General features: G+C 46.5%; 8 protein-coding genes. 6 read left to right on the top strand and 2 right to left on the bottom strand.

Features of this window, described 5'->3' with window-relative positions:
• Window positions 1-204 precede the first annotated feature (204 nt).
• From KTO58_RS25015 to KTO58_RS25025, 3 genes are all read left to right on the top strand, one after another.
• Window positions 205-14,961, top strand: a complete 14,757-nt coding sequence (locus KTO58_RS25015) for an Ig-like domain-containing protein (protein ID WP_095836787.1) — start codon at window positions 205-207, stop codon at window positions 14,959-14,961.
• Window positions 14,962-15,042: 81 nt separating this feature from the next.
• On the top strand, window positions 15,043-16,047 hold the full coding sequence (locus tag KTO58_RS25020) for a PorP/SprF family type IX secretion system membrane protein (RefSeq protein ID WP_095836786.1): 1,005 nt from the start codon (window positions 15,043-15,045) through the stop codon (window positions 16,045-16,047).
• Window positions 16,048-16,087: 40 nt separating this feature from the next.
• On the top strand, window positions 16,088-18,088 hold the full coding sequence (locus KTO58_RS25025; protein ID WP_198315119.1) for an OmpA family protein: 2,001 nt from the start codon (window positions 16,088-16,090) through the stop codon (window positions 18,086-18,088).
• A 184-nt stretch (window positions 18,089-18,272) separates the two neighbouring features.
• Here the strand turns inward: KTO58_RS25025 and KTO58_RS25030 are convergent, their stop codons facing one another.
• Entirely contained in the window at window positions 18,273-18,755 is a 483-nt protein-coding gene (locus tag KTO58_RS25030) for a hypothetical protein (RefSeq protein WP_095836784.1), read from the bottom strand.
• Window positions 18,756-19,107: 352 nt separating this feature from the next.
• Between KTO58_RS25030 and KTO58_RS25035 the strand changes: the two genes are divergently transcribed.
• Together KTO58_RS25035 and KTO58_RS25040 are read left to right on the top strand one after the other, a co-directional pair.
• Complete coding sequence (locus tag KTO58_RS25035) at window positions 19,108-20,523, top strand: MATE family efflux transporter (protein WP_095836783.1); 1,416 nt, start codon at window positions 19,108-19,110, stop codon at window positions 20,521-20,523.
• Window positions 20,524-20,728: 205 nt separating this feature from the next.
• A complete protein-coding gene (locus tag KTO58_RS25040) occupies window positions 20,729-21,652 on the top strand; it encodes a PfkB family carbohydrate kinase (protein WP_095836782.1) in 924 nt (307 codons plus the stop codon).
• Window positions 21,653-21,790: 138 nt separating this feature from the next.
• On the opposite strand, the gene KTO58_RS25045 is transcribed toward KTO58_RS25040, so the two are convergent.
• On the bottom strand, window positions 21,791-22,591 hold the full coding sequence (locus tag KTO58_RS25045) for a S1/P1 nuclease (protein WP_095836781.1): 801 nt from the start codon (window positions 22,589-22,591) through the stop codon (window positions 21,791-21,793).
• Between the two features lie 224 nt (window positions 22,592-22,815).
• On the opposite strand from KTO58_RS25045, the gene uvrB reads away from it, so the two are divergent.
• Window positions 22,816-24,873, top strand: a complete 2,058-nt coding sequence (uvrB, locus tag KTO58_RS25050; protein ID WP_095836780.1) for an excinuclease ABC subunit UvrB — start codon at window positions 22,816-22,818, stop codon at window positions 24,871-24,873.
• The last annotated feature ends 47 nt before the right edge of the window (window positions 24,874-24,920 follow it).

A 24,920-nucleotide genomic window follows, 5' to 3' on the forward strand; every position in this document is an offset into this window, starting at 1 on the left:
AATTTTGCTAACAATTCATTAACACATGGAAGAAATTTTACTATAAAAACACACATATCCCTGCTTTTCTGTGCCCCGGGTCTCTATAGTATCATTTCTTTACCCTCCCGCATAGCCTGCTGTCCACACTTTAGATGTAAAGCACAATACCAGGTTTACCAATGAAGAACCACAACGGTTTATTATCCAAACCAATTAATTGCTATGCATTCAAAAGTTACTCCTAAAGGCTTACTCCAGGCTTTTACCTTCGCTGTTATTTCCTGTATTTGGCTAATTGGTTTGCCAACCAACGGAGTGAATGCTCACAGGTTAAGTCTAACCGAACCTGCAGCCAAAACTGCATACAACTCCCTGTATGCCTATCTGGATAATTATAGGAAATGGCACCCATATAGCCCACTGAAACAGCCTGCCGGCAACAGAGCAGCTGGCCCACTCTGGAGCTATGCCAATAACCAGCAATTTATTACCGGTGGCCTCGGTTGCGTAGCCTGCTTCATCGACCATCCGCAAAATGCCGTCGATGGAGATACCACCACCGCCTCCAAGATCGTCGTACCACTGGCAGTAGGCGCCTCCGCCGGACAAATACTCAAGTTCCCTGGACAATATCAGGCAGGTGAATACATCGCCATCGACTTGGAAATACCGGATAAAATATATACTAAACAACTGTTGTCTGCCGTAAAAGTACATACCCTCAATGCCGGTATCGATAATAATGACGCCATTACCCTCGATAATGCACTGATAAGACTACAAGTACTTGGCCTGGGACTTGGTAGCACACCAAAATTCCGTGTTATCTTCCCTGCCACAAAAGACTTTGATGCCGTACAGATAGATCTGGCCGCCCTGTTCGCCGAATTTGGTGCACTCCGTATCTATGAAGCGACAGCATTTGTACCTGTAGCGATCACCCCGCTTACTCCAACCGTACAAGTAGGAGGAACCGCTAATCTCAACGCAGCCATTAGTCGTATACCTGGCGCCTCATTTCGCTGGTATAATTCGCCAGCTGGAGGAACCCCTGTATTCACAGGTACTAACTTTATTACACCCCCACTACAAAGACAGACCACCTATTATGTAGAAGCTACTTCAACCGTAGATGGATTAAATAGCTATGTGAGAACAGCAGTGACCGTAGGTGTTAGAGGTGGTCAAGGACCATTGTGGAGCTTCGCCGATACCGAGGAAAGTCCTATCACCGGAGGTATCGCCTGCGCATTATGCAGTGTGGAAAATCCTGAATGGGCCGTTGATGGTGACACGACAACTTCTTCAAGATTAATACTACCAATAGGAATCGCTACCTCACTAGGACAAAGACTGAAATTTGCAGGGGATTATAAAGCGGGTGACAATATCGCACTGGACCTCGAATTACCTGGCCAGATATTAAACGCCCAACTACTCTCCGGCTTAAAAGTCAGAACCTTCAACGGAAATGTAGACAACGCGGATATTGTTACACTGAATACATCATTGCTTAAAGTACAACTATTAGGATTAGGTATAGGTAATACGCCGAAATTCCGGGTAGTGATACCCGTAACCAAAGACTTTAATGCCGTACAGGTAGATTTACAGGCGCTTATCAGTGGTTTGGGTTCTCTCCGTATCTATGAAGCAACCGCATTCATCCCGGTATCAGTAACACCTGCCGCACCAGCTATAACAAGTGGCCAATCAGCGATACTCACCCCTGCTATCGATGCGCGTGTATCCTCTCCCACCTATAACTGGTATACAACACCAACTGGCGGTACCCCAGTTTTTACCGGTAACGGAGCATTTACAACCCCAGCACTGAATACGAATACTACTTATTATGTCGAAGCAGTAGGAGCAGATGGACGGAAAAGTTACGTGCGTACTCCCGTTACTGTCAAAGTACAAGGCGGCGCTGGTGCTCTCTGGAGTTATGCGAACGACCAGGAATTTAAAACGGGTGGATTGGGCTGCGTTGGTTGCTTTGTTGACCAACCAGAAAAAGCCGCAGATGGAGATACAACGACCGCTTCCAGAATAGTCGTACCATTGGCCGTAGGTGCCTCTGCCGGACAGATACTGAAATTCCCGGGTAAATATAAAGCGGGCGAAAGCATCGCACTCGATCTGGAAATTCCAGATAAAATATATACCAAACAACTGTTGTCTGCAGTAAAGATTCATACACTGAATGGTGGAGTAGATAATAATGATGTCATTCAATTAGATAATGCCCTGATAAGATTACAGGTACTTGGACTAGGCTTGGGAAGCACGCCTAAATTTAGGGTGATCGTTCCCATAACAAAAGATTTCGATGCCGTACAGGTAGACCTAGCAGCTCTATTTGCCGAGTTTGGTGCACTTCGGATTTATGAAGCCACCGCATTTGTACCGGCTACTATTACACCCGCAACCCCAACTGCACAGGTAGGTGGAACAGTTAATTTGTCCGCTGTTATCAGCCGTATGCCTGGTAGTACTTTCCGTTGGTATACATCTCCAAGCGGTGGTGCGGTGGTATTTACTGGAGATAATTTTACAACACCTCCGTTGAGCAGAAGTATTACTTATTACGTAGAAGCCACCTCTCCTACGGATGGTTTGATCAGTTATGTACGTACGCCGATAACGGTTAAAGTACGTGGCGGGAACGGTCCGCTCTGGAGCTTCGCAGATACGCAGGAAAGTCCGCTGACAGGCGGTATCGCCTGCGCTCTTTGTTATATAGATAACCCAGACTTCGCAGTAGATGGTGATACAACCACTGCTTCAAGATTAGTACTCCCCGTAGGTATTGCAGCCTCATTAGGTCAAAGGCTTCAATTTGCCGGAGACTATAAAGCAGGAGATAATATTGCTATCGACCTGGAAGTACCTGATCAGATCATCAACGCTCAGTTGTTGTCATCAATAAAAGTAAGAACCTTTAACGGAACAACGGATAATGCAGATGTTGTCACCCTAAACAGCTCACTTATTAAGCTACAGGTACTCGGTATCGGTCTCGGAACAACACCTAAAGTAAGGGTGATCATTCCTGCCACCAAAGATTTTAACGCCGTACAGGTAGACCTGGAAGCATTGGTGAGTGGCTTGGGGGCATTGCGTATCTATGAAGCATCCGCATTTATCCCCGTTACCGTAACTCCTGCGTCTCCCCTGGTAACAAGTGGTCAACCTGCGACACTGACACCGGCGATCGATGCCCGGGTAGCCAGCCCCTCCTTTAGTTGGTACACTTCCCCGACAGGCGGTACGCCTGTATTTACGGGAACGGGTGCATTTAATACCCCTGCATTGACAGCCAACACAACATATTATGTAGAAGCAGTAGCTGCTGCAGGATTGAAGAGCTATGTGAGGACGCCCGTTACCGTAAAAGTACAGGGGGGTGCAGGCCCATTATGGAGCCATGGAAATGATCAGCAATTTGTTACCGGCGGTCTGGGCTGCGTGGGCTGCTTTGTAGATCAACCCCAAAACGCAGTAGATGGCGATACAACCACTGCTTCCAGGATCGTCGTACCCTTGGCAGTAGGCGCCTCCGCCGGACAAATACTCAAATTCCCCGGACAGTATAAGGCGGGTGAAAGCATCGCATTAGATCTGGAAATTCCGGATAAAGTTTACACCAAACAATTACTCTCCGCTATAAAGATCCATACCCTGAATGGAGGTATTGATAATAACGATGCCATTCAATTGGATAACTCCCTCATAAGATTGCAGGTACTGGGTCTCGGATTGGGCAGCACCCCCAAATTCCGGGTGATCGTACCGGTAACAAAAGACTTTGATGCCGTACAGGTAGACCTCCAGGCATTATTCGCCGAATTTGGCGCATTACGTATCTATGAAGCCACTGCCTTTATTCCAGTAGCCATAACGCCTCCTAGTCCTACTATCCCGGTTGGTAACACAACTAGTTTGTCTGCCGCGATCGGACGTATACCCGGAGCAACCTTCCGTTGGTATACAACAGCTTCCGGAGGAACTCCTGTCTTTAGCGGAACAAACTTCACAACCCCAGTCCTGAATCGTAGTAAAACATATTATGTAGAAGCAATCTCTCCCGTTGATGGATTGATAAGTTATGTACGTACCGGTATATCCGTAAAGGTCCGGGGAGGTAATGGCCCGATCTGGAGTTTTGCAGATACACAGCAAAGTCCGATAACCAACGGCGTTGCCTGCGCATTGTGTTACGTCGACAATCCCGACCTGGCAGCAGATGAGGATACTACCACGGCTTCCCGGCTGGTATTGCCTGTTGGGGTAGCTGCCGGCGTCGGACAAAAACTTCAATTCGCCGGAGATTATAAAGCAGGTGACTATATCGCACTGGATCTGGAGATCCCCGACCAGGCACTGAGCGCTCAACTGTTAGGTGGTATTAAAGTCAGAACCTTTAATGGCTCGGCAGATAATGGAGACGCTGTCTACCTGAATAACACAGTAGTAAAATTACAAGTATTAGGACTTGGACTGGGAACTACACCTAAATTCCGTGCGATCCTACCCGTAACCAGAGACTTTAACGCCGTACAGATAGACCTGGAAGCACTGGTAACAGGTTTAGGTTCATTAAGAATATATGAGGCTACTGCCTTCATCCCTGTTAAAATAGCACCGGACAACCCACTTATTACAGCCGGACAGACAGCGGCACTTACTGCCTCTATTGACGCCCGCGTATCAAACCCATCATTTAATTGGTATACTTCTCCGACAGGTGGTACGCCATTATTTACCGGCAATATCTTTACCACTCCTGCTCTTATCAGAAATACGATTTATTATGCCGAAGCAGTGTCTCCGGTTACTGGCTTAAATAGCTATGTCCGTACGCCTGTTACAGTTAAAGTTGGTGCCGGACCTGGCATTATCTGGAGTTTTGGACAAGATCAGGAAAGCCCAATTACAGGTGGAGTAGCCTGTATCGGATGCGCCGTATTGGACCCGCTGAATGCTTCAGATGGTGACACCACAACAGCATCCACTTTCTCTGTACCACTTGGAATTGCAGGATCGGTTGGACAACTCATAAAATTCCCGGGTGTTTATCAACCGGGAGATAGTGTAGTATTACTCATGGAAGCACCGTCAGCAAACCTGAGCGGTGTGATCCTGCCTAAGATACAGGCACAGACTTATTATAATGCAACACAAGGGGCTGCCGTATCCAATAATGACCTTGTGACACTAAATGCCGCAGTGATCAAATTACAACTGCTGGGTATCGGTGTAGGAGGAAACCAGAAATTCAGGGTAAGTTTCCCTGTTAATGCAATTTTTGATGCAGTAAGAGTCGACCTGTCTGGCTTAATATCAGCAGCGGGTAATGTAAAGTTGTACGAAGCGGCAGCGACCATCCCAATTACAGTAACACCCTCTCCTGCTACAACACCTTATCGTACCCCGGTAGCATTGACACCGTCAATAAGATTGAATAACCCGGCTACCCCGACATTCACATTCAGGTGGTATACTACGCCTACTGGTGGGGTGCCATTACCAGGAGCAGGAGCGCCGTTTACCACACCTCCATTGAGTAGGAATACCACCTATTATGTTGAAGCAGTTGATCCCACCGGTATAGTAAGCCTGGCCCGTACTGCCGTGCCAGTGCGGGTAGTTGGTGGAAATGGGCCTATCTGGAGTTTCGGTATAGAACAAAATACATCTACCGGAGGAATAGCTTGTGCCCTGTGCACTGTAAACAATGCACCTCTCGCCGTTGACCAGGATACTACCACGGCGTCCAGACTAATAACCGGACTTTCTGTGGCGGGCTCTGTAGGACAGAATATAAGATTCCCCGGCACTTATCAGCCTGGCGACAGCATTGTGCTGATACTCGGCACCAAAACAGATCCTTTAGCTTCACTGTCATTACTGAATAGTATTCAGGTTACGACCTTCAACAATGGTACAAGCAATAATGACGCGATTACCATTAATCCTAGCCTGCTGAGCCTGCAGCTACTGGGTGGAGATACCATTAAGAAATTCCGTGTTAGCATCCCTGCTACCAAGGCCTTCGATGCCGTACAAGTGGATCTCAACTCCCTGGTAGGCGTATCCGGGTCCCTCGATATATTTGAGGCAGTAGCTATGAAGCCAGTAACAGTAACTCCTAACCCGGCTAATATAACAGCCGGACAAACAGCTACGTTTACCGCTTCTATTGCTAATATCGCAGATATTGTTTTCAATTGGTATGAAACTCCTACTGGCGGAGCACCGATAGCCACCGGAGCTACCTTTACGACACCCCCACTATATGCAAATAAGACGTATTACGCAGAAGGCATCTCGCCCACAGATGGTTTAACAAGCTTCCAGCGTACCGCTGTACAAGTCATCGTAACCCCTGTAAATGGAGGTAACTCGCTTACTTGTAATAGCCCGACTACCTCCCCGGATGCAGGTAATGGTGCACAGGGCCTTTGCGTGGGTTGTTATGTAGAAAATGCATCGCTGGCAACAGATGATAAATTGGAAACAGGTTCTACACTCCATACGGTATTAGGTTTGCTGGGCGGCTATGTCCGTCAGACCCTTGTGTTTGATGCCGGAAAAGGTGGTAAAGCAGGCGATAGCGTTCGTATTGGTTTAGGATCCGCTACTGGATTATTAGACCTGGGTGTACTGAGCGGTATTCAGATAAGTACCTATAATGGTGCTACTCCTAATAATGATCTCTTCACCGTTACCTCCGATCTGCTCACTATTAAATTATTGATGGGAGTACAACAGAATGCAGTCACCTTCAAAGCAACAAAAGACTTCGACAGGATCGAAGTAAGATTCAATGCTGGTGTAGCTGCATTATTGAGTGCCTTAAATGTGTATTATGCAAAAATACTTGTACCGGAACCGCAGGTAACAGCAACCGATGTACGCGTATGTAGTGGTCAGACTGCTACATTGTCTGCTACCGGACCTGTTGGTCAAACCTATCGTTGGTATACCACCATGACCGGTGGAACTCCCTTATTTACCGGCGCGAACTTCATTACACCAGCCATCACGGCTAATATTACCTATTATGTAGAAGCAGTATCTGCTACCGGTTGTGCCAGCGATACCCGGAAACCCGTTACAGTAACAGTCGGATTACCAAGTGTAAACGTAAATCCGCCTTCTGCTACTGTGACTGCCGGACAAACTCCAACCTTTAACGTGTTGAACCCCAACCCAACATATCGCTATGACTGGTATACACAACCAGTGGGTGGTACAGCGGTGTTTGTCGGACCACAATTCACTATTCCTGCTGTATCTGCTAATATTACCTATTATGTAGAAGCAACAGATCCAACTGCCGGTGCAGGTTGCAAAAGCTTACGTACACCAGTACCAGTTACCCTGAATGGTGGTGGCGGACCACTACAGCCGGGAGATATTGACTGCGGTGGCGCAACAAGTCAACAAAGCAACAGCGGTGGTATCTGTGTAGGATGTTATGTAGAAAAACAAGACTCCGCCGTAGATAACAGCACCAAAACAGCGTCCGTAATGCATACCGTACTAGGGGTAGGTTCTTACATTGAACAGACGTTGATCTTCCCAACCCGAGGGAAACAGGGTGATAGCGTGCGTATCGGGCTCGGCTTCCCAACATCTTTGCTGGATCTTGGCCTGCTGACGTCAATACAAGTTTCTTCTGCGAATGGAGGAACAGCTAACAATGATATGGTAGCCCTCAATTCACCGTTGATCCATTTAAGTTTGCTCAATGGTAATACAGATGCTATACTGATCTTCGCACCGGGTAATAACTTCGATAGAGTAACCGTGCGGTTAAATGGACTGGTAAGCGCCCTGACTGCACTGAAAATTTACTACGCACAGGCATTCGCTGGAAAACCAACAGTGGAAAAAGAGAATATATATGTTTGCCAGGGTGGATCCGCTACCCTCAAGGCTACAGGGCCAGGCACCAGCTTCCGCTGGTATACCCAGCCAACTGGTGGTACAGCGATCGCTACAGGCGCAAATTATACTATTAACAACGTAATATCTAACGCTATATACTATGTAGAGGCGGTAAGTGGTGCTGGCTGTGCAAGCGCCGCGAGGAAAGCTGTAAATGTATTTGTCGGATTACCAATACCAACGGTAACGCCGACAGTACAAACAATTAATAGCGGTGCTGCTGCTACCTTCACCGTCAACAACCCTAATACGGCATATGAATACAATTGGTTTGATGCGCCGGTAGGTGGTAATGAGGTGGCACATGCAAAAACTTCATTTACAACGCCTCCACTGACTGCGTCCAAGATCTATTATGTAGAAGCGAAAGATCCGTCTACCAACTGTACAACTCCTACCAGGGTGGCGGTACGGGTAGATATTAATATGCCGTCAGATCCGACGCCTTGTAGCTTTGCCACCCAACAGCAAAGTCCAATTATCACCGGAATTTGCGTGCTGTGTGGTGTAAACGATCCTGCATTCGCAATTGATGCAAATGCTAACTCTGCATCTACTATTAGCGCCGTAGTTGGTGCCGCAGGATATGTGGGTCAGTTGCTGAAATTCGATCATACATATCCGGTCGGCGATAGTATTACACTTGATCTGGAAATACCTGGACAGCTGGCAGATGTACAATTGCTGGGTGGAATAAGGGTAGAAACGTATAATGGCACAACTGCCAACGGCGACGCAATAAATGTAGCAGGTGGCGGAATCCTATCTCCACTGGTACGCCTCACCCTGCTCAACACCGGCAATAAATTCCGTATCACATTACCGGCAACAAAAGAATTTAATGGAGTGCTGGTAAGTATTAATGGTCTGGTGACATTAGTGACCAACCTCAAAGTATACTTTGCAGCGGTGGTAACGCCAAGACCAGTAGTGACTGCTCCTATTGTAAATACATGTAGTGGCACAGCAGCAACGCTGACAGCTACAGTGTCTGATGGAGCAGTAGTGAACTGGTATATAGATGCTGTGGGAGGAACTCCGGTAGGTACAGGTACTACATTCGTAACGCCGGTACTCACCAGCTCCCTGACTTACTACGCAGAGGCCAGCCGCTTTGGTTGCGCATCCCCGGTTAGAGTACCAGTATCAGTACAGGTAGGAGGAAGCCCGGCTGTACCAACCGCTGTAGGCAAGAGCATATGCGCTGGCGAAACGGTAACGCTGCTGGCTACAGCTCCCGCTGGCGTCAACTTCGCGTGGTATAGTGCCCCGACAGGTGGAACCTTACTAGCCTCCACACCTGCTTACACTACAAATGTACTGACCGCTGATACCGCATTCTATGTGGAATCAGACAATAATGGTTGTAAGAGTGTCACCAGGACCAGGGTGCCAGTGACTGTCAATGCAGCTCCAACCGGTCTGACGGTGTTCCCGATGGGCACATCCATATCCCGTGGTCAGTCCGCACAATTTACAGCCAGTGCCACCGGGACAAATATTAACTATAAGTGGTATAATGCTGCAGGTGATTCCGTGGCAACAGGCGCAGTATTCAATACAGGACCGCTGCAGGCAAGCACGACCTATGCAGTAGAAGCGTCTACCGCAACAGGCTGTAAAGCCGCACAACGAGTTACCGTAAGCGTAACCGTACTCGGCGGAGGAAACGACCTGCCATGTGATGCCGCCACTACCCAAACAAATGGAGCAAATGGCGTATGTGTAGGTTGCTATGTAGAAAACCCGTCACTTGCAGTAGATAGCAGCACACAAACAGGATCTACCTTACATGTCATTCTCGGATTGTTAGGTGGTTACACTCAACAGACGCTTATCTTCCCGAATGTAAGTGAGCTAAATGATAGCGTACAGGTAAGCTTGTCATTTCCTGCCAGCCTGGCAGATATCGGATTGCTTTCAAGTATTCAGATAGGTTCTTACAATGGAGCACAATCCAATAATGACTTTGTCGCTATAAATGATCCACTCGTGAAAGTCGTACTGTTGAGTGGAAACCAGCAGGCGATGTTAGGCTTCAAACCTAAAGGACTGTTTGACAGAATTGAGATCAGACTTAACTCTGGCGTAGCAAGCGCTCTGAGTGCCGTAAATATCAATTATGCAAGCCGTCTTGTAGGTCCTGCAATAGTACAGGGCACCACAATATGTGCTGGCACCCGCGCCTCACTCCAGGCAAATGGTCCGGCAAATGTTAAATTCAATTGGTATTCTCAGGCTATCGGTGGTACGCCGATATTTACCGGTAATACCTTCCAGACACCTGCTCTCCAAAGTACCACTACTTATTATGTGGAAGCAGTGAAAACCAGCCTGGATTGCCCGAACTTATTGAGGGTACCGGTAGTCGCAACCGTAACACCGGTTCCGGATGCTCCGCAATTGGATACGGCTACTATAACGGTTTGTGCAGGTGGGACCGCCACGTTTAATGTCGACAATGTCGCTGTAGGAGTAACCTATCGCTGGTATACTACCCCAACTGCCGGAACACCAGTATTTGAGGGCGTTTCCTTCACGACACCAGCATTGTCTGCCACCACTGTTTATTATATAGAAGCATCCAATGGACAGAATTGTGCAAATACAACCCGCACTCAGGTTACTGCAAATGTAACGGCACAACCACCCGTACCGGTAGTTACCCCATCTAGTGCCAGTATTTGTGCTAATACCACTACCCAACTGGTAGCATCGTCTACCGCAACTGGTGTGGTATTCCGTTGGTATACTACCGCGGTGGGTGGTACCTCCATCTTTGAAGGAGCTAATTTCACCACACCGGTATTAACGGCAAATACTACTTACTATGTGGAAGCCGCGACTGGAAATTGTGCTAGTGCCACCCGTGCAGCTGCAGTAGTTACAGTAAATCCGACACCAGAGGCACCTAACGTAACGGTAGTGCCGGCCGGAGGAATTGTAACCTCTGGACAAACAGCAACATTGACAGCTACTTCCGCAACGCCTGGTGTTACATTTAAATGGTATACAGTGGCAACAGGCGGAAGTCCCGTATTCACTGATAATCCATTCGTAACCCCTGCATTAACCAGCAATATCACTTACTATGTAGAAGCCGTTACCGCTACCGGAGCATGCCCGAGCGCACGTACCGCTGTTAGCCTAAGTGTCAATCCAGTGCCCAACCCTAGTTGTGACTTTGCAAATGCACAGACTAACAGTACCCAGGCGATATGTGTGCTCTGTGATGTTCTGAATGCAGCGAATACAACAGACGCTGATCTGAACAACTTCTCTACCTTGTCTATCCCGCTGGGAGCTGGCGATGGTGGCGTTGAGCAAACACTTATATTCCCGCAACCTGCTGCTAAAGGCGATAGTGTAAGAATAACGGTTGAGCTTCCGGCACAAATACTGGATGCTGCCATCAGATCTGCAATAGAAGTATCCAGCTTCAATGGCGCTACCGCCAATGGAGACGCTGTCCTGCTGGATAACGCTACTATTAATGTTAGCTTGTTGTCGGGCGCCAGTAAATACATGATCACATTTGCTCCCGGCGCGACCTACGACCGGGTTCGGGTAAGGCTAAAAGCAGGTATTGTTTCCGCATTGCTGAGATTGAACATCTATTATGCAACACAGCAGGTAGCTGCACCAAACGTTAGCATAAGAAATGTAGATATCTGTAGCGGTACTAAAGCAACCCTGAATGCGACAGTAACGCCAGTAGCGAAACTTGAATGGTATGATGCGCCAGTAGGTGGTAATAAAGTCGGTGAGGGAACAGCATTTGAAACACCAGTGCTGACAACTACCACCACTTACTACGTACAAAGCGTTCGGTTAAGTAACAACTGCGTAAATCCAAACCGCGTGTCAGTAACCGTTAACGTCCTGCCTGCACTGCCTGCTCCAACAGCAAATAATGCCACGATTTGCGCAGGTCAGTCTGCGACCCTGACAGCCACCGCGGCAGGTAGCGGCGTACAGCTAAGATGGTTCAGCGCAGCTGTAGGAGGAACACTCCTGTTTACAGGCCCAACCTACGCTACCAATGTACTGTCGGCTGATACCGCATTCTATGTAGAAGCCTATAATGGAGCTTGCGCCAGTCCGGCCAGAACAAAAGTAAATGTGACCTTAAATGCTGGCGCGCCGATGCCAACATTGCAAACCAATAATGTTACAATTTGTCAGGGACAAACAGCCACGTTCACTGTAACATCCAATACAACAGGTATAACCTATAGATGGTATACCTCACTGGTAGGAGGTACGGAGATATTCACCGGGCCTGTGTATATAACACCAGTGTTGAATACGACGACTGTATACTATGTGGAGGCCGTAAATGCATCGTCTGCATGTACTGCTCCGACGGCAAGAGTGACGGCGACAGCCAACGTCGCTCCTGTACCACCTGCTCCACAACCGGTTAGCGCCAGCGTGAGAGCTTGTGCCGGACAGGATGCTGTACTGGGAGTATTGGATCCCCAGGCGAACCTGGTATATGAATGGTACAGCGCACCAACAGGTGGAACACTGGTATCATCAGGCCCTGCCTTCACCGTGAAAGCAGTAACCGCCGCTGTAGACTACTATTTACAGGCAGTAAATAGTAGCGGATGTGCAAATGCCGGTGGCAGAATAAAAGTGAGCATATCGGTTGACCCGGCTCCGGCTACTCCGACAGTAGCAGCTGCTGCTGTAAGCGTATGTCGCGGTTCCGGTGCAACACTCAGTGTGCAGAATCCTAATGCATCATTTACATACAGATGGTTCGATGCCCCAAGCGGCGGAACATTACTGTTCACCGGAGCGGTATACAATACCGCTGCTTTGATTACAAATGCTGACTTCTATGTAGAGGCTAGCAATGGTAATTGTGGTAGCACAGTAAGAGCCAGGGTAAGTGTAACGATCGATCAGACCGTTCCTAACCCCGTGCCGGAAGCTGCCAATGTTACTGTTTGTACAGGAAGCTCCGCTACCTTGAAGGTAATATCCTCAACAACGGGTGTTGACTATAAATGGTATACACAAGCTACCGGAGGCGTTGCAGTGTTCACTGGACCTCAGTTTGTGACGCCGGCGTTGACAACCACAACTATCTATTACGTAGAAGCGGTGAGTACTACCTCACAGTGCATCAACGCCGGAGGAAGAGTGACTATTACCGCTACCGTTGTACCGGCTCCTGTAGTGCCGGTGCCAGTAGCTGGAAGCGTGAGAGTATGTGCCGGCAGAGATGTAATGCTGGCTGTACAGAATCCTCAACCAAATGTAATCTATCAGTGGTTCGATGCAGCAACAGGAGGTACCTTGGTATTGACAGGAGCTTCGGTGACAGTGCCGGCAGTGACCGCCAATATTGACTACTATGTACAGGCAACAATAGGTAATGGAGGGTGCAGCAGTGCAACCAGAGCCAAAGTCAGCGTAGTAGTAGACGATGCACCAGCTACTCCTGACGTCGCAGCCACAAATGTGATAGTATGTGTGGGTGGTACAGCAACATTTAATATTCTCAATCCGAATCCAGCCCTGACATATCGTTGGTACGATGCACCGGCTAATGGAACCCTCGTATCGACAGGTACGCAATACACAACGGCTGCCTTAAATCAGACAACAACATTCTATGTTGAAGCGCTGAATGGAAGCGGTTGTAGCAGCACGGCGAGAATAGGAGTGACAGCACAGGTCGTAACAACGATAGATGCTCCTGTGGCATCTGGTGCTACCATCTGTAGTGGTCAATCGGCTGTTCTCCAGGTTGCCAGCCCACTGGCAGGAATTACTTATAACTGGTATACTACAACCAGCGGTGGTACGCCGGTGTTCAGCGGAACAAACTTTACCACCAATCCGCTCACAGCAAGTATCACCTACTATCTGGAGGCATCTTCCAACGGAGGTTGTATAAGCGCTAGCCGTACACCAGTATTAGTTACGGTTAATAATGTACCGGCAACACCGGCAGTGGCTAATGCTACAGTGCCTGCTTGTATAGGAGAAACAGCCTCCTTGTCAGTACAAAACCCGGATCCGGCATTAACTTATCGCTGGTATGATGCACCAACTGGTGGTACACAGGTAGCCACAGGTGCTACTTTCACTACGCCGTCAGTGAATGTTAACCAGATGTACTATGTAGAGGCTGTGAACGCCAATGGATGTAGTAGCGCGGTAAGAACAGGTGTAAGTGTAACTGTAGGACCGCCTCCCGGAAATATAACCGTGACCGGCAACGCGGCGGCAATATGCCCTGGTGGTACCGCTTCTCTGACAGCAACATCAGCTACTGCCGCTGCAGGATTCCGTTGGTATTCAGCTGCGACAGGTGGAACACTGCTGGCAACAGGCGCTAACTTTACTACGCCAGCTCTTACCACCACCACCACATACTATGTGGAAGCCTTTACTACTGGTGGATGTGCAAGTAGTACAAGAACAGCTGCCGAAGTGAAAGTATTCGCGGCACTTGCCACACCAACAGTTACAGTAGGAACTACAACACCGAATAGCGTCACCTTTACCTGGACTGCCGTGCCAAACGCAGTGCGCTATGAAGTAAGCCGCGACGATGGCATCACTTTCATAACACCAAGCTCCGGTGCCAGTGGTCTGTCTCATACAATAACAGGACTGTCTCCAAACCAGGAGGTAACTATCAGGATACGCGCAGTAGGTACTAATCCATGTGAAACGAGCCAGCTCTCTGCTGCAGTAACCGGTAGAGCTACTAATCCGGCAGGTGATAATGTTTACATACCAAACATGTTCAGCCCGAACGGAGATGGTGTAAATGACGTCTTCACAATATATGGTAGCACTATCCTGTCTATGGAAATGTATATCTATAACCAATGGGGACAACAAGTCGCTGTCGTAAAAGACCAACGCCGCGGATGGGATGGTACTATGAGTGGTACTAAACAACCGGCAGGTGTATACGTATATGTCGTACAGGTAAGACTACAAAACGGTACTACCGTAACCAGAAAAGGTAATGTAACAATCATCAGATAAAACTGAAGGCTGCCCAACATAAAGGCCGGAGCCGATCATACGGTTCCGGCCATTCATCAAAACTTATCTAAAAATACTCCCATGAAGAGGAATATTACAATATTGGCGATGCTGTTCTGTGTATTGGCGACACAACTTGCAAAAGCCCAGACAGATCCTCATTTTTCACAATATTATGCCTATCCGCTTTGGCTAAATCCTGCCCTAACTGGTATTCTTGACGGTGACTTCAGAGTCAGCGGTAATTATCGTACCCAGTGGAACAACTTTGGTAAAGCTTTTTCGACAGCAGGGGTATCCTTCGATGCCGCTACACAGAAAAACATGGGTGTTGGCCTGAATATAATGAATCTCTCGGCCGGTGATGCGGGGTATAATTACTTTAATGCAATGGCCAGCTTCTCCTATAGCGGGGTGAAATTTGGCGCTACGGGAACTACCAGATTGGTATTTGGGATACAGGCTGGTATCATCAATAGAAGGGTGGACCCGGCAAAATTTCAATCCGGCAGTCAGTACAATCCCGTCATTGGTTTTGATCCCAGTATTTTCCACGGAGAGAATATTAACACGACAACATCTACCGTTTTTGATGCATCTGCGGGCGTGATGTTATTCGATGGGAATCCCAATCACCGCTTTAATCCCTTCGTCGGATTCTCCGCAGGGCACCTAACACAACCGGAAGACCCATTTTTAGAGAATGATACCCGTAAATATCCATTACGTTACTTGGTGCATGGTGGAACCAGGATACAATTGTCGGAGGTTTTTGGAATTACCCCCCATGCATTACACATGCGGCAGGGCAATGCAAATGAGACCGTCGTTGGAGCTTATGTACAATTTACTGTCAACCCTGAATTTGATCTCCTCGGTGGAGTTAACTATCGTATTAAAGATTCCGCAATTCCTTTTGCAGGCTTCCATTTTAAGAATTTTACACTTGGCCTGAGCTATGACGCTAACACTTCCAATCTACGTAGACTAGTAAACGGCAGCAATAGTTTCGAAGTGTCATTATCCTTTATCAGTCGTAAACGCAGAATATTGAATGAAGAATACTTTATCTGTCCAAGATTGTAAGTAAATGTTCCGCCTCATCGAAAAAACAAATGGCACCCTCATGAAAAAAATTGCACTGTTCTGCCTGATATCTCTTATTTGGGCGATAAAACCCTCTAATGCACAATACGTTTACGACTATAAACGTACTGCAGATGTATATTTCGCATCTGGAGATTACTACTCTTCCGCCCAATACTACAATAAAGCATTGGGGACGTTTAATATTAAACCAGAGCAGATACTGCCTTACGCCGTAGAAAAAAAAGGAAAAGAACCTGCCAGGATCAAAGATTATGAAACAGTAGTTTATCGGCTGGCAGAATCCTATCGCCTGTATGCAGATTTTGGAAATGCAGAAAAAACATACGAACAGGTAGTTGGATTTAATAATAACACCCTGTTTCCATTAGCAAGATATTGGTATGGCGTATGTCTGAGAGCAAATCGAAAATATCAGGAAGCACTGGATCAATTTAAACAATTCAAACAGACGTATACAAATACGGATGAGATATCTGCCAGAGCTGCATTAGAGATCGCCAGCTGTGAATTTGCAATCGAACAGGCTGCTGCCGCTCCACGATTTACCCTTACAAAATTAGGAGGGAATGTAAATGAAGGTGGCGCTAACTATGCAGCGGCAATAATAGATCCCAATACACTCTTATATACATCTTCAAGACCAGAAAAAGCAATTATCGAGTCTAAGAATGATAAAAAGAAAAAGGAAAACCCCTACGTCAATGACTTTTATATTGCAGAAGGAAGTGCTACTAATTTTGATAAAGTAAGTAAAGTAAATATCCCGGTAGTAAAAGGAATGCATCAGGGGGTTGGAATGACTGCGCCAGATGGTAATAGCCTGTACCTGACCCGTTGGTCTTATAAGAATGGAGAACGGGTCGCCGCTATCTATATGAGCAAAAAACAGGGTGCCGGCTGGACTGAACCCCAAGCCTTGGGTGCCAATGTGAATGTGACCGGATATAGTTCTATGCAACCGTTCGTGACAGATGACGGTAAGTACCTGTTGTTTGCCTCTAACAGACCTGGAGGGATGGGTAAATACGATTTGTGGTATTGCCCACTATCGAATGGTACACCAGGTGCCGCGAGGAATATGGGAACCGGTATCAACTCCCGCGACGAAGATCAGGCACCTTTTTATGATGCAGAAAAGAAGGCGTTGATGTTTAGCTCTGATGGCCGTATTGGACTAGGAGGACTGGACTTTTACGTTAGTGAAGGAGACTTCAGTAACTGGACGCCTCCACGTAATATGGGAGCCCCAATGAACTCGTCTAAAGACGATATTTATTATACCGCAGCTAATAAGGAACATCCGCTGGCCGCTGGATTTATCAGTTCAGATCGCGAGTCAGTTTGTTGTCTGGAAGTATTCGCTATTAAAAAGAATTCTAAGATAGTAAGCGGGCAAGTGCTGGATTGTGACGATGGACTACCCCTTACCGGCGCCAGAGTGACGCTGCTGGATACCACCGTGCAGAAAGTATTACAGCAGTTAACACTTGACGAAACCGGGCGATACAGCTTTGAAGTCGATCCGCTTAAAAAGTACAAGGTGCTGGCAGAAAAAGAAAACTATTTCTCTAAAGCCATCTACTTCTCTACAGAAGAATTAACTAAAGTGGACTCACTTGTAAACCCGACTATATGTCTGAAGAGATATGAGATCGGTAAACCGATCATATTGAAAGATATCTATTACGATTTCAATAAGGCTACGCTAAGAGAGCAATCTAAAATAGTACTTGATACCGTCGTATCTATAATGCAGGATAATCAGAATATCGTGATAGAAATGAGCGCCCATACGGACAGTAAAGGGTCTGATGCATATAATATGAAACTCTCACAGGCCAGAGCGCAGGCATGTGTTGACTATCTTATCAGCAGAGGAATTCCTTCATCCAGGATGATCGCTAAAGGATATGGGGAAACACGCCCAATAGCGCCGAATACAATAAACGGTAAAGACAATCCCGACGGAAGACAACTTAATCGTAGAACGGAATTTAAAGTACTACGGAACTTGTAAAAAGATATTGATTAAGCTCGGTACACCAGCGGAAGCAATTCCTGCTGTGGCCATATCCTATAAGAGAAGACCATCATAACAATAGCCGGCAGTTCGCACGGCTATTGTTTTTTATACCTATTTTGTCACTCACACGTAGCTGACAGCACGGAATAGGATAATTGATAGAATAAATTAGAAAGGCCTATGGCTTGAAACTCTTGAATATATTACCTCTGGAAATAATACTGTCGCTACCCTGTGCTTTCAGTATCTTAACAAAGGCCTTACGGTTCAATGCACTGTCATAAGAAAATCTATTCTCATTTTTAGCAATCTCAAAAACGATGCTGTTACCTGTACCTGCTACCTCCTTATTGTAAATAGTGTCAATCAAAGGTGCAGCTGTATCACCGGTAATTATATACAGCCTGTGTTTGACATCTTTCAACGTCTTGTCAAGGCTCATCGTCAGGTCGAAGGTTTTATTGGTATTTTCTTTAATGGTTACTACACCCACTTGTTTGGCAGCATCTGCACTCTTGGGGTCTCCGAATATCTTATATACAGCACTCCTTGTCGGAGGAGGAGAATCATCTCCACTCTTACTACAGGCACCTAAAATAATTCCCGATAGCGCAGCCACCATCACTCCCACTTGGAAAGCACGTCTTTTTTGATTCAACATGATGTTTAGTTTTGTTAATAGGTTTTTGTAATAGAACTAGGTTGTAGTTGTAAGTTGGCATCCATAAGATGCAAAGTATTTCAGCGCTGAGATGTTTGTTAAACGGCAAGGGTCGTTAAAAGTTACAAATGAGGTTAAAAAAATATTCTACTTACATCAACACAAGATAGAAGTATGCCCCTGGACAGAAAAATTATAAGTCGGAAGAATAAATTGCTATATTTGAAATCCTCAATGAAACACATATGATTGTTTGATCCTTTCCAACTTAATGGATACCAGCCAACACACTCCTTGGACATAGGCGTATCAGCCTGCCATTCATGAATTTTATAATCATTAATCTCCTTATATGAGCCTTATTGCGCAATCACTATCGCGTGTAAAAAAGTTTTTTCATCTGTTTATGATCGCTGTCCGTGGCCAGGAAAAAGAATTTACCAGCGGCAATATCAACCGTGCTATTTTCCTCCTGGCAGTACCCATGGTATTGGAAATGGTTATGGAATCATTATTTGCAGTAGTAGATATTTTCTTCGTCAGCAAATTAGGAATAAACGCAGTGGCCGCTGTTGGTCTTACCGAATCAATATTGGCATTGGTCTATACCGGTGCTATGGGGCTGAGTATGGCAGCAACTGCTATTGTAGCCCGCCGTACCGGCGAGAAAGATCCGGATGCAGCAGCACATGCTGCCATGCAATCATTTTATATTGCATTAACATTCTCTGCTTTGATAAGTGCCGCCGGCTGGGTGTTCTCAAAAGATATCCTGCGTTTGATGGGCGCATCTGCAGAAGTGATCAATGATGGATATATCTACACCACGATCATGCTTGGCGGCAACTTTGTTATCATACTACTATTCCTCATCAATGGAATATTCAGAGGAGTAGGAGACGCCGCGATCGCGATGCGTGCCCTCTGGATCGCCAATATATTAAATATCGTATTATGCCCGCTATTGATAAATGGTTGGGGACCTATACCGGCATTGGGGCTGAAAGGAGCCGCTTTGGCTACCTTTATCGGACGTGGTATCGGTGTTTGTTATCAGGTTTACTTGTTGATTAAAGGAGAAGGCTTGGTGCGTATTAAAACATCACATTTACGTCCGGACTTTTCCGTGATCTGGCGCATGCTTAAAATTGCGGCTGGCGGTACCGTACAGATATTGATCGCCTCCGCCAGCTGGATTGCCATAGTGCGTATCATATCTACCTTTGGCAAGGATGCAGTAGCAGGCTATACAATCGCTATCCGGGTCATCATATTCACTATTTTGCCTGCCTGGGGAATGGCAAACGCTGCGGCTGCATTGGTAGGGCAGAATTTGGGTGCAGGCCATCCCGACAGGGCCGAAAAATCAGCCTGGAGGGCTGCCATATTTAATATGTTCTTCCTAGGGATCGTATCACTATTATTCTTTATTGCTGCTAGGCCTATCCTGCAATTCTTTACCAATATGGAAGACGTGCTGTCATACGGCATAAGTTGCCTGCATCTCATCGGTCTGGGGTATATATTCTATGCCTATGGAATGGTGCTGTCGCAGTCATTTAACGGGGCAGGGGATACTCGCACACCACTGATTATCAATTTGTTCGGTTTCTGGGTCCTACAGGTTCCGTTGGCTTACGCACTAGGGATATTGTTAAACTGGGGACCGGTCGGTGTTTTCTGGGGAATGGCTATCTCTGAGAGTGCTACAGCTATCCTTGCTATCATCCTTTTCAAAAGAGGAGCCTGGAAAAAGGTAAAGGTGTAAATAAACCCGCAGCGGCAGCATTACAGGGCAATTATCGTAAAACCGCCACTATCAGGAATTTTTCATCTAATGGTCATCTTAAATAGTGGCATCATATAACAAATCATATTACCTTTGGCACTGTTTTGCCGTTTGAAAACCTCATTAAACAGGATTGTCGGCAGACGTAGATATAGCATAACCCTTAAACAAAAAAGAAGCAAACATGTCGCTTATAGTTGTAGGTTCCATGGCGTTTGATGAGATTGAAACGCCATTCGGAAAGTCAGGTCGTATCATAGGAGGTTCCGGCACTTTTATCGCCTGGGCCGCCTCCAACTTCGTGCAACCCATTAACCAGGTATCTGTTGTCGGTGGAGACTTTCCCCAATCAGAACTGGATGCGCTCACCGCTAAAGGCGTAGCGCTGGATGGCGTACAAATTAAGAAAGATGAAAAATCATTCTATTGGGCGGGTAGGTACCATATGGATATGAATACCCGCGATACCCTGGCGACAGAACTGAATGTACTGGGTGACTTTCAGCCCGTTATACCTGACAGCTATCAGGGAAGTGACTTCCTGATCCTGGGTAATCTGACCCCACAGGTGCAAATGAGCGTGATCGATCAACTCAAGGTACGGCCTAAGCTGATTGTCATGGATACCATGAACTTCTGGATGGATATCGCCCTGGATGACCTTAAAAAGGTGCTAAAAAAAGTAGATGTACTGCTTGTAAATGACGGAGAAGCCCGCCAACTCAGTGGAGAATATTCCCTGGTAAAAGCAGCGCGCAAGATCCAGGAAATGGGCCCTCGCTATCTGATTATCAAAAAAGGAGAACATGGCGCCTTATTGTTCCACGAGAATCATGTATTCTTCGCTCCTGCTATGCCGTTAGATGAGGTATTTGACCCGACCGGTGCAGGTGATACTTTTGCTGGTGGCTTCATCGGACACCTGGCTAAGACCAAAGATATTTCCTTCGAAAATATGAAGACAGCAATTATCGTAGGATCTGCGATGGCGTCCTTCTGTGTGGAAAAATTTGGTACCGATCGCCTGAAAGAGATCAGCATGGCTGATATCAATACCCGTATTGAGCAGTTTGTAGAACTCGTGCAGTTTGATATTGACCTGGTATAGGCCGATATCCCATTTGTAAATACTACTCACCTCTCCAGCTATAATGGTTGGAGAGGTTTGATCCCCCTCTCCTCTTTAAATAAAATATAACAGCCTCCCGCAATGCGAAAGGCTGCCTTCATCGTATTAATAAGATAGTTATTTGAATGTTTCGTTGAGCAAGGCTGCAAGACGTAAACCTCCTTTTAACAGCTGCTTATTCAGATCACCCAAAAACCAATAGTTATAACGGTAACTGAGTTTGTCCTCAGGTTTGGTCTTACTATAGATCACCTCCGCCAACTCATGCGACTCAAACATCCAGTCCTGCATAGACCCTTTTTGCAAGGCCTTTACTTCTTCGGGAGATACAACGTCCAACGCCTTGCTGTATTCCGTATAGCTTAACTGTTGAAAATCGATCAGGTCCTCATCCCATACCCGGTGGAGGTTGCTGGGTTTATCAAACCAATACACTTTTATTTTATTGCCGCCCTGGTCTTCATCCCTGCCTACATGTAGAGGCATGTGCATATCGCCTATGAGATGAACGAGAAAGCTCAACGAAAACAGCTGTTGCTCGTGAGTAAGTTTAGCCTGCTTCAGTTGCTGCATCATTGCCTGGGATTGGGTATATAGGTTTTCATGCTGATAACTTTTTAACAGGCTATCAAATGCTACCCGGCTACAAGCTGCGGGGAAGTCCACATAATGCCAACGGGAGGTCCCGTCATACTTGTGAGTAGTATCGGATTTAATAAAATCCGGCCAGTTGGCGATCATCGCTAAGGGCTGACGTCCGATTATAGCATCGATTTGCTTACGGGCCTTGGGAGTAAGGTGCTGATAAGCAATCTCTGCAACCACCCGGTGTCCTGTAGGTCCCCAACCATAACCTGCCAACGGTAATAAAGGCAGTAATAGCCCTATTACTAGGGAATAGATAACTTTTCTCTGCATAGGAATCTTTTAAGAAGGTGTAAAGGTCTGTTCATTTTCTTAAATGAAGAAACCTGAGTGCCTATTTTGCATATTCATAACAGATACGTAGACGAACGTTTCGTAAATTTGTAACTTGCAACAACAAACAAGTAACTCCCCCACAGCCCTTTTAAAAATAGGAATAAGAATAGCGGCCTGCCGCTTTGCAACAACATCATTTTACTACTGGACCTAAAAAGAATATGCCTTTTAAATTAAACGCACCATATGAGCCTGCCGGCGATCAGCCCAGGGCTATTCAGGAACTGACTGAGGGATTGGTCAATGGAGAACCATTTCAGACCCTGCTGGGTGTGACCGGTTCCGGTAAAACCTTTACCGTAGCGAATGTCATACAGAATGTACAACGACCCACCCTTGTGCTCACACATAATAAGACCCTGGTAGCACAGCTATACGGGGAGTTACGCCAGTTCTTCCCGGATAATGCGGTAGAGTACTTTGTGTCGTACTACGACTATTATCAGCCGGAAGCCTATATGCCGGTAAGCGATACTTATATTGAAAAGGACCTGGCTATCAATGAAGAACTGGATAAATTAAGATTGAAAGCCACCTCCAATCTGTTATCCGGCAGACGGGATATTATAGTAGTAGCGAGCGTCTCCTGTATTTATGGTATGGGAAACCCTACTGACTATGAAAACGGGATCATTCGTATTCACCAAGGACAGACATTAGGTCGTAATACCCTGTTGCATGGATTGGTCAATTCTCTTTATACAAGGACTACCGGCGATTTTAACCGGGGTAATTTCCGGGTGCAGGGAGATACTGTAGATATTAACCTCCCTTATGTCGACTACGGATACCGTATCACGTTTTTTGGGGACGATATAGAAGAGATCGAAAGTTTTGACGTCGCCACCGGGAAACGTATTGGAAAAATGGACAATGCTGCCATTTTTCCTGCCAACCTCTACCTGGCACCTAAAGATATTATGACACAGGTCATCTTCGAGATACAGGATGAGCTGCTGGCACAAGTGGAATACTTCCGCGCCCAGGGTAAACACCTGGAAGCTCAGCGACTCTCCGAAAGGGTAAATTACGATCTAGAGATGATCAGGGAACTCGGCTATTGCAGTGGTATTGAAAACTATTCCCGCTTCCTGGATCGCCGTAAACCCGGAACACGTCCTTTCTGTCTCCTGGATTATTTCCCCAAGGATTTCCTGCTGGTAATAGATGAAAGTCACGTCACAATACCACAGATAGGTGGTATGTACGGCGGTGACCGTTCCAGGAAACTGACGCTGGTGGATTTTGGCTTCCGTTTACCTTCCGCTCTGGATAACAGGCCTCTCAATTTCTTTGAGTTTGAGAACCTGCTTAACCAAACCATCTTCGTAAGCGCTACACCTGGTGAGTATGAGTTGAAACAAACGGAGGGTATCGTAGTCGAACAGGTGGTAAGGCCTACAGGATTGCTGGAACCCCCTATCGAAGTGAGACCCAGTATCAACCAGGTGGATGACCTCCTGGAAGAAATAGATAAACGGGTACAGAAAGGGGATCGCGTGCTGGTTACAACTTTGACAAAACGAATGGCGGAAGAAATGGATAAATACCTGCATCGCATCAATGTGAAATCACGCTATATACACTCTGAAGTAGATACATTAGACAGGGTGGAGATATTGAGGGATCTCCGGTTGGGGAATATTGATGTGTTGGTAGGGGTGAACCTGCTTAGAGAGGGGTTGGACTTACCGGAGGTGTCTTTGGTCGCTATATTGGATGCAGATAAAGAAGGGTTCCTGAGAGATGAACGTTCGCTCACGCAAACTGCCGGCCGTGCCGCCCGTAACGTCGATGGACTTGTTATCTTTTATGCAGATAAAATGACCGACAGTATGCAGCGGACGATCGATGAGACAGATCGCCGTCGGGAAAAGCAAGCAGCTTACAATACTCTCCATGGTATTATCCCCAGGACCGTACGAAAAACGAAAGAACAGATCTTGGGGCAAACATCTGTATTGTCTATCAAACAATTTGATGATAGTTCACCATATGCCATCCATGACGAGGTGTCCCTAGTTGCAGAAGATGCAGCGGAATATGCCAAAACAACCGCAGCTGCAAAGACTATCCCGCAAATGGAGAAAGCGATTGTAAAGGTCAAAAAGGATATGGAAAAGGCAGCAAAAGACCTGGATTTTATGGAAGCTGCCCGTTTGAGAGATCAAATGTTTGCCATGCAACGGGAATTAGAAGACATGAAGCATCAGGGGTAAACATTTGGTTTTTGAGGTGTTTTAAAGATAAAATTGAAAGAGACGCA

Origin of the sequence: Chitinophaga pendula, from assembly GCF_020386615.1 — a bacterium.
Taxonomy (GTDB): domain Bacteria; phylum Bacteroidota; class Bacteroidia; order Chitinophagales; family Chitinophagaceae; genus Chitinophaga; species Chitinophaga pendula.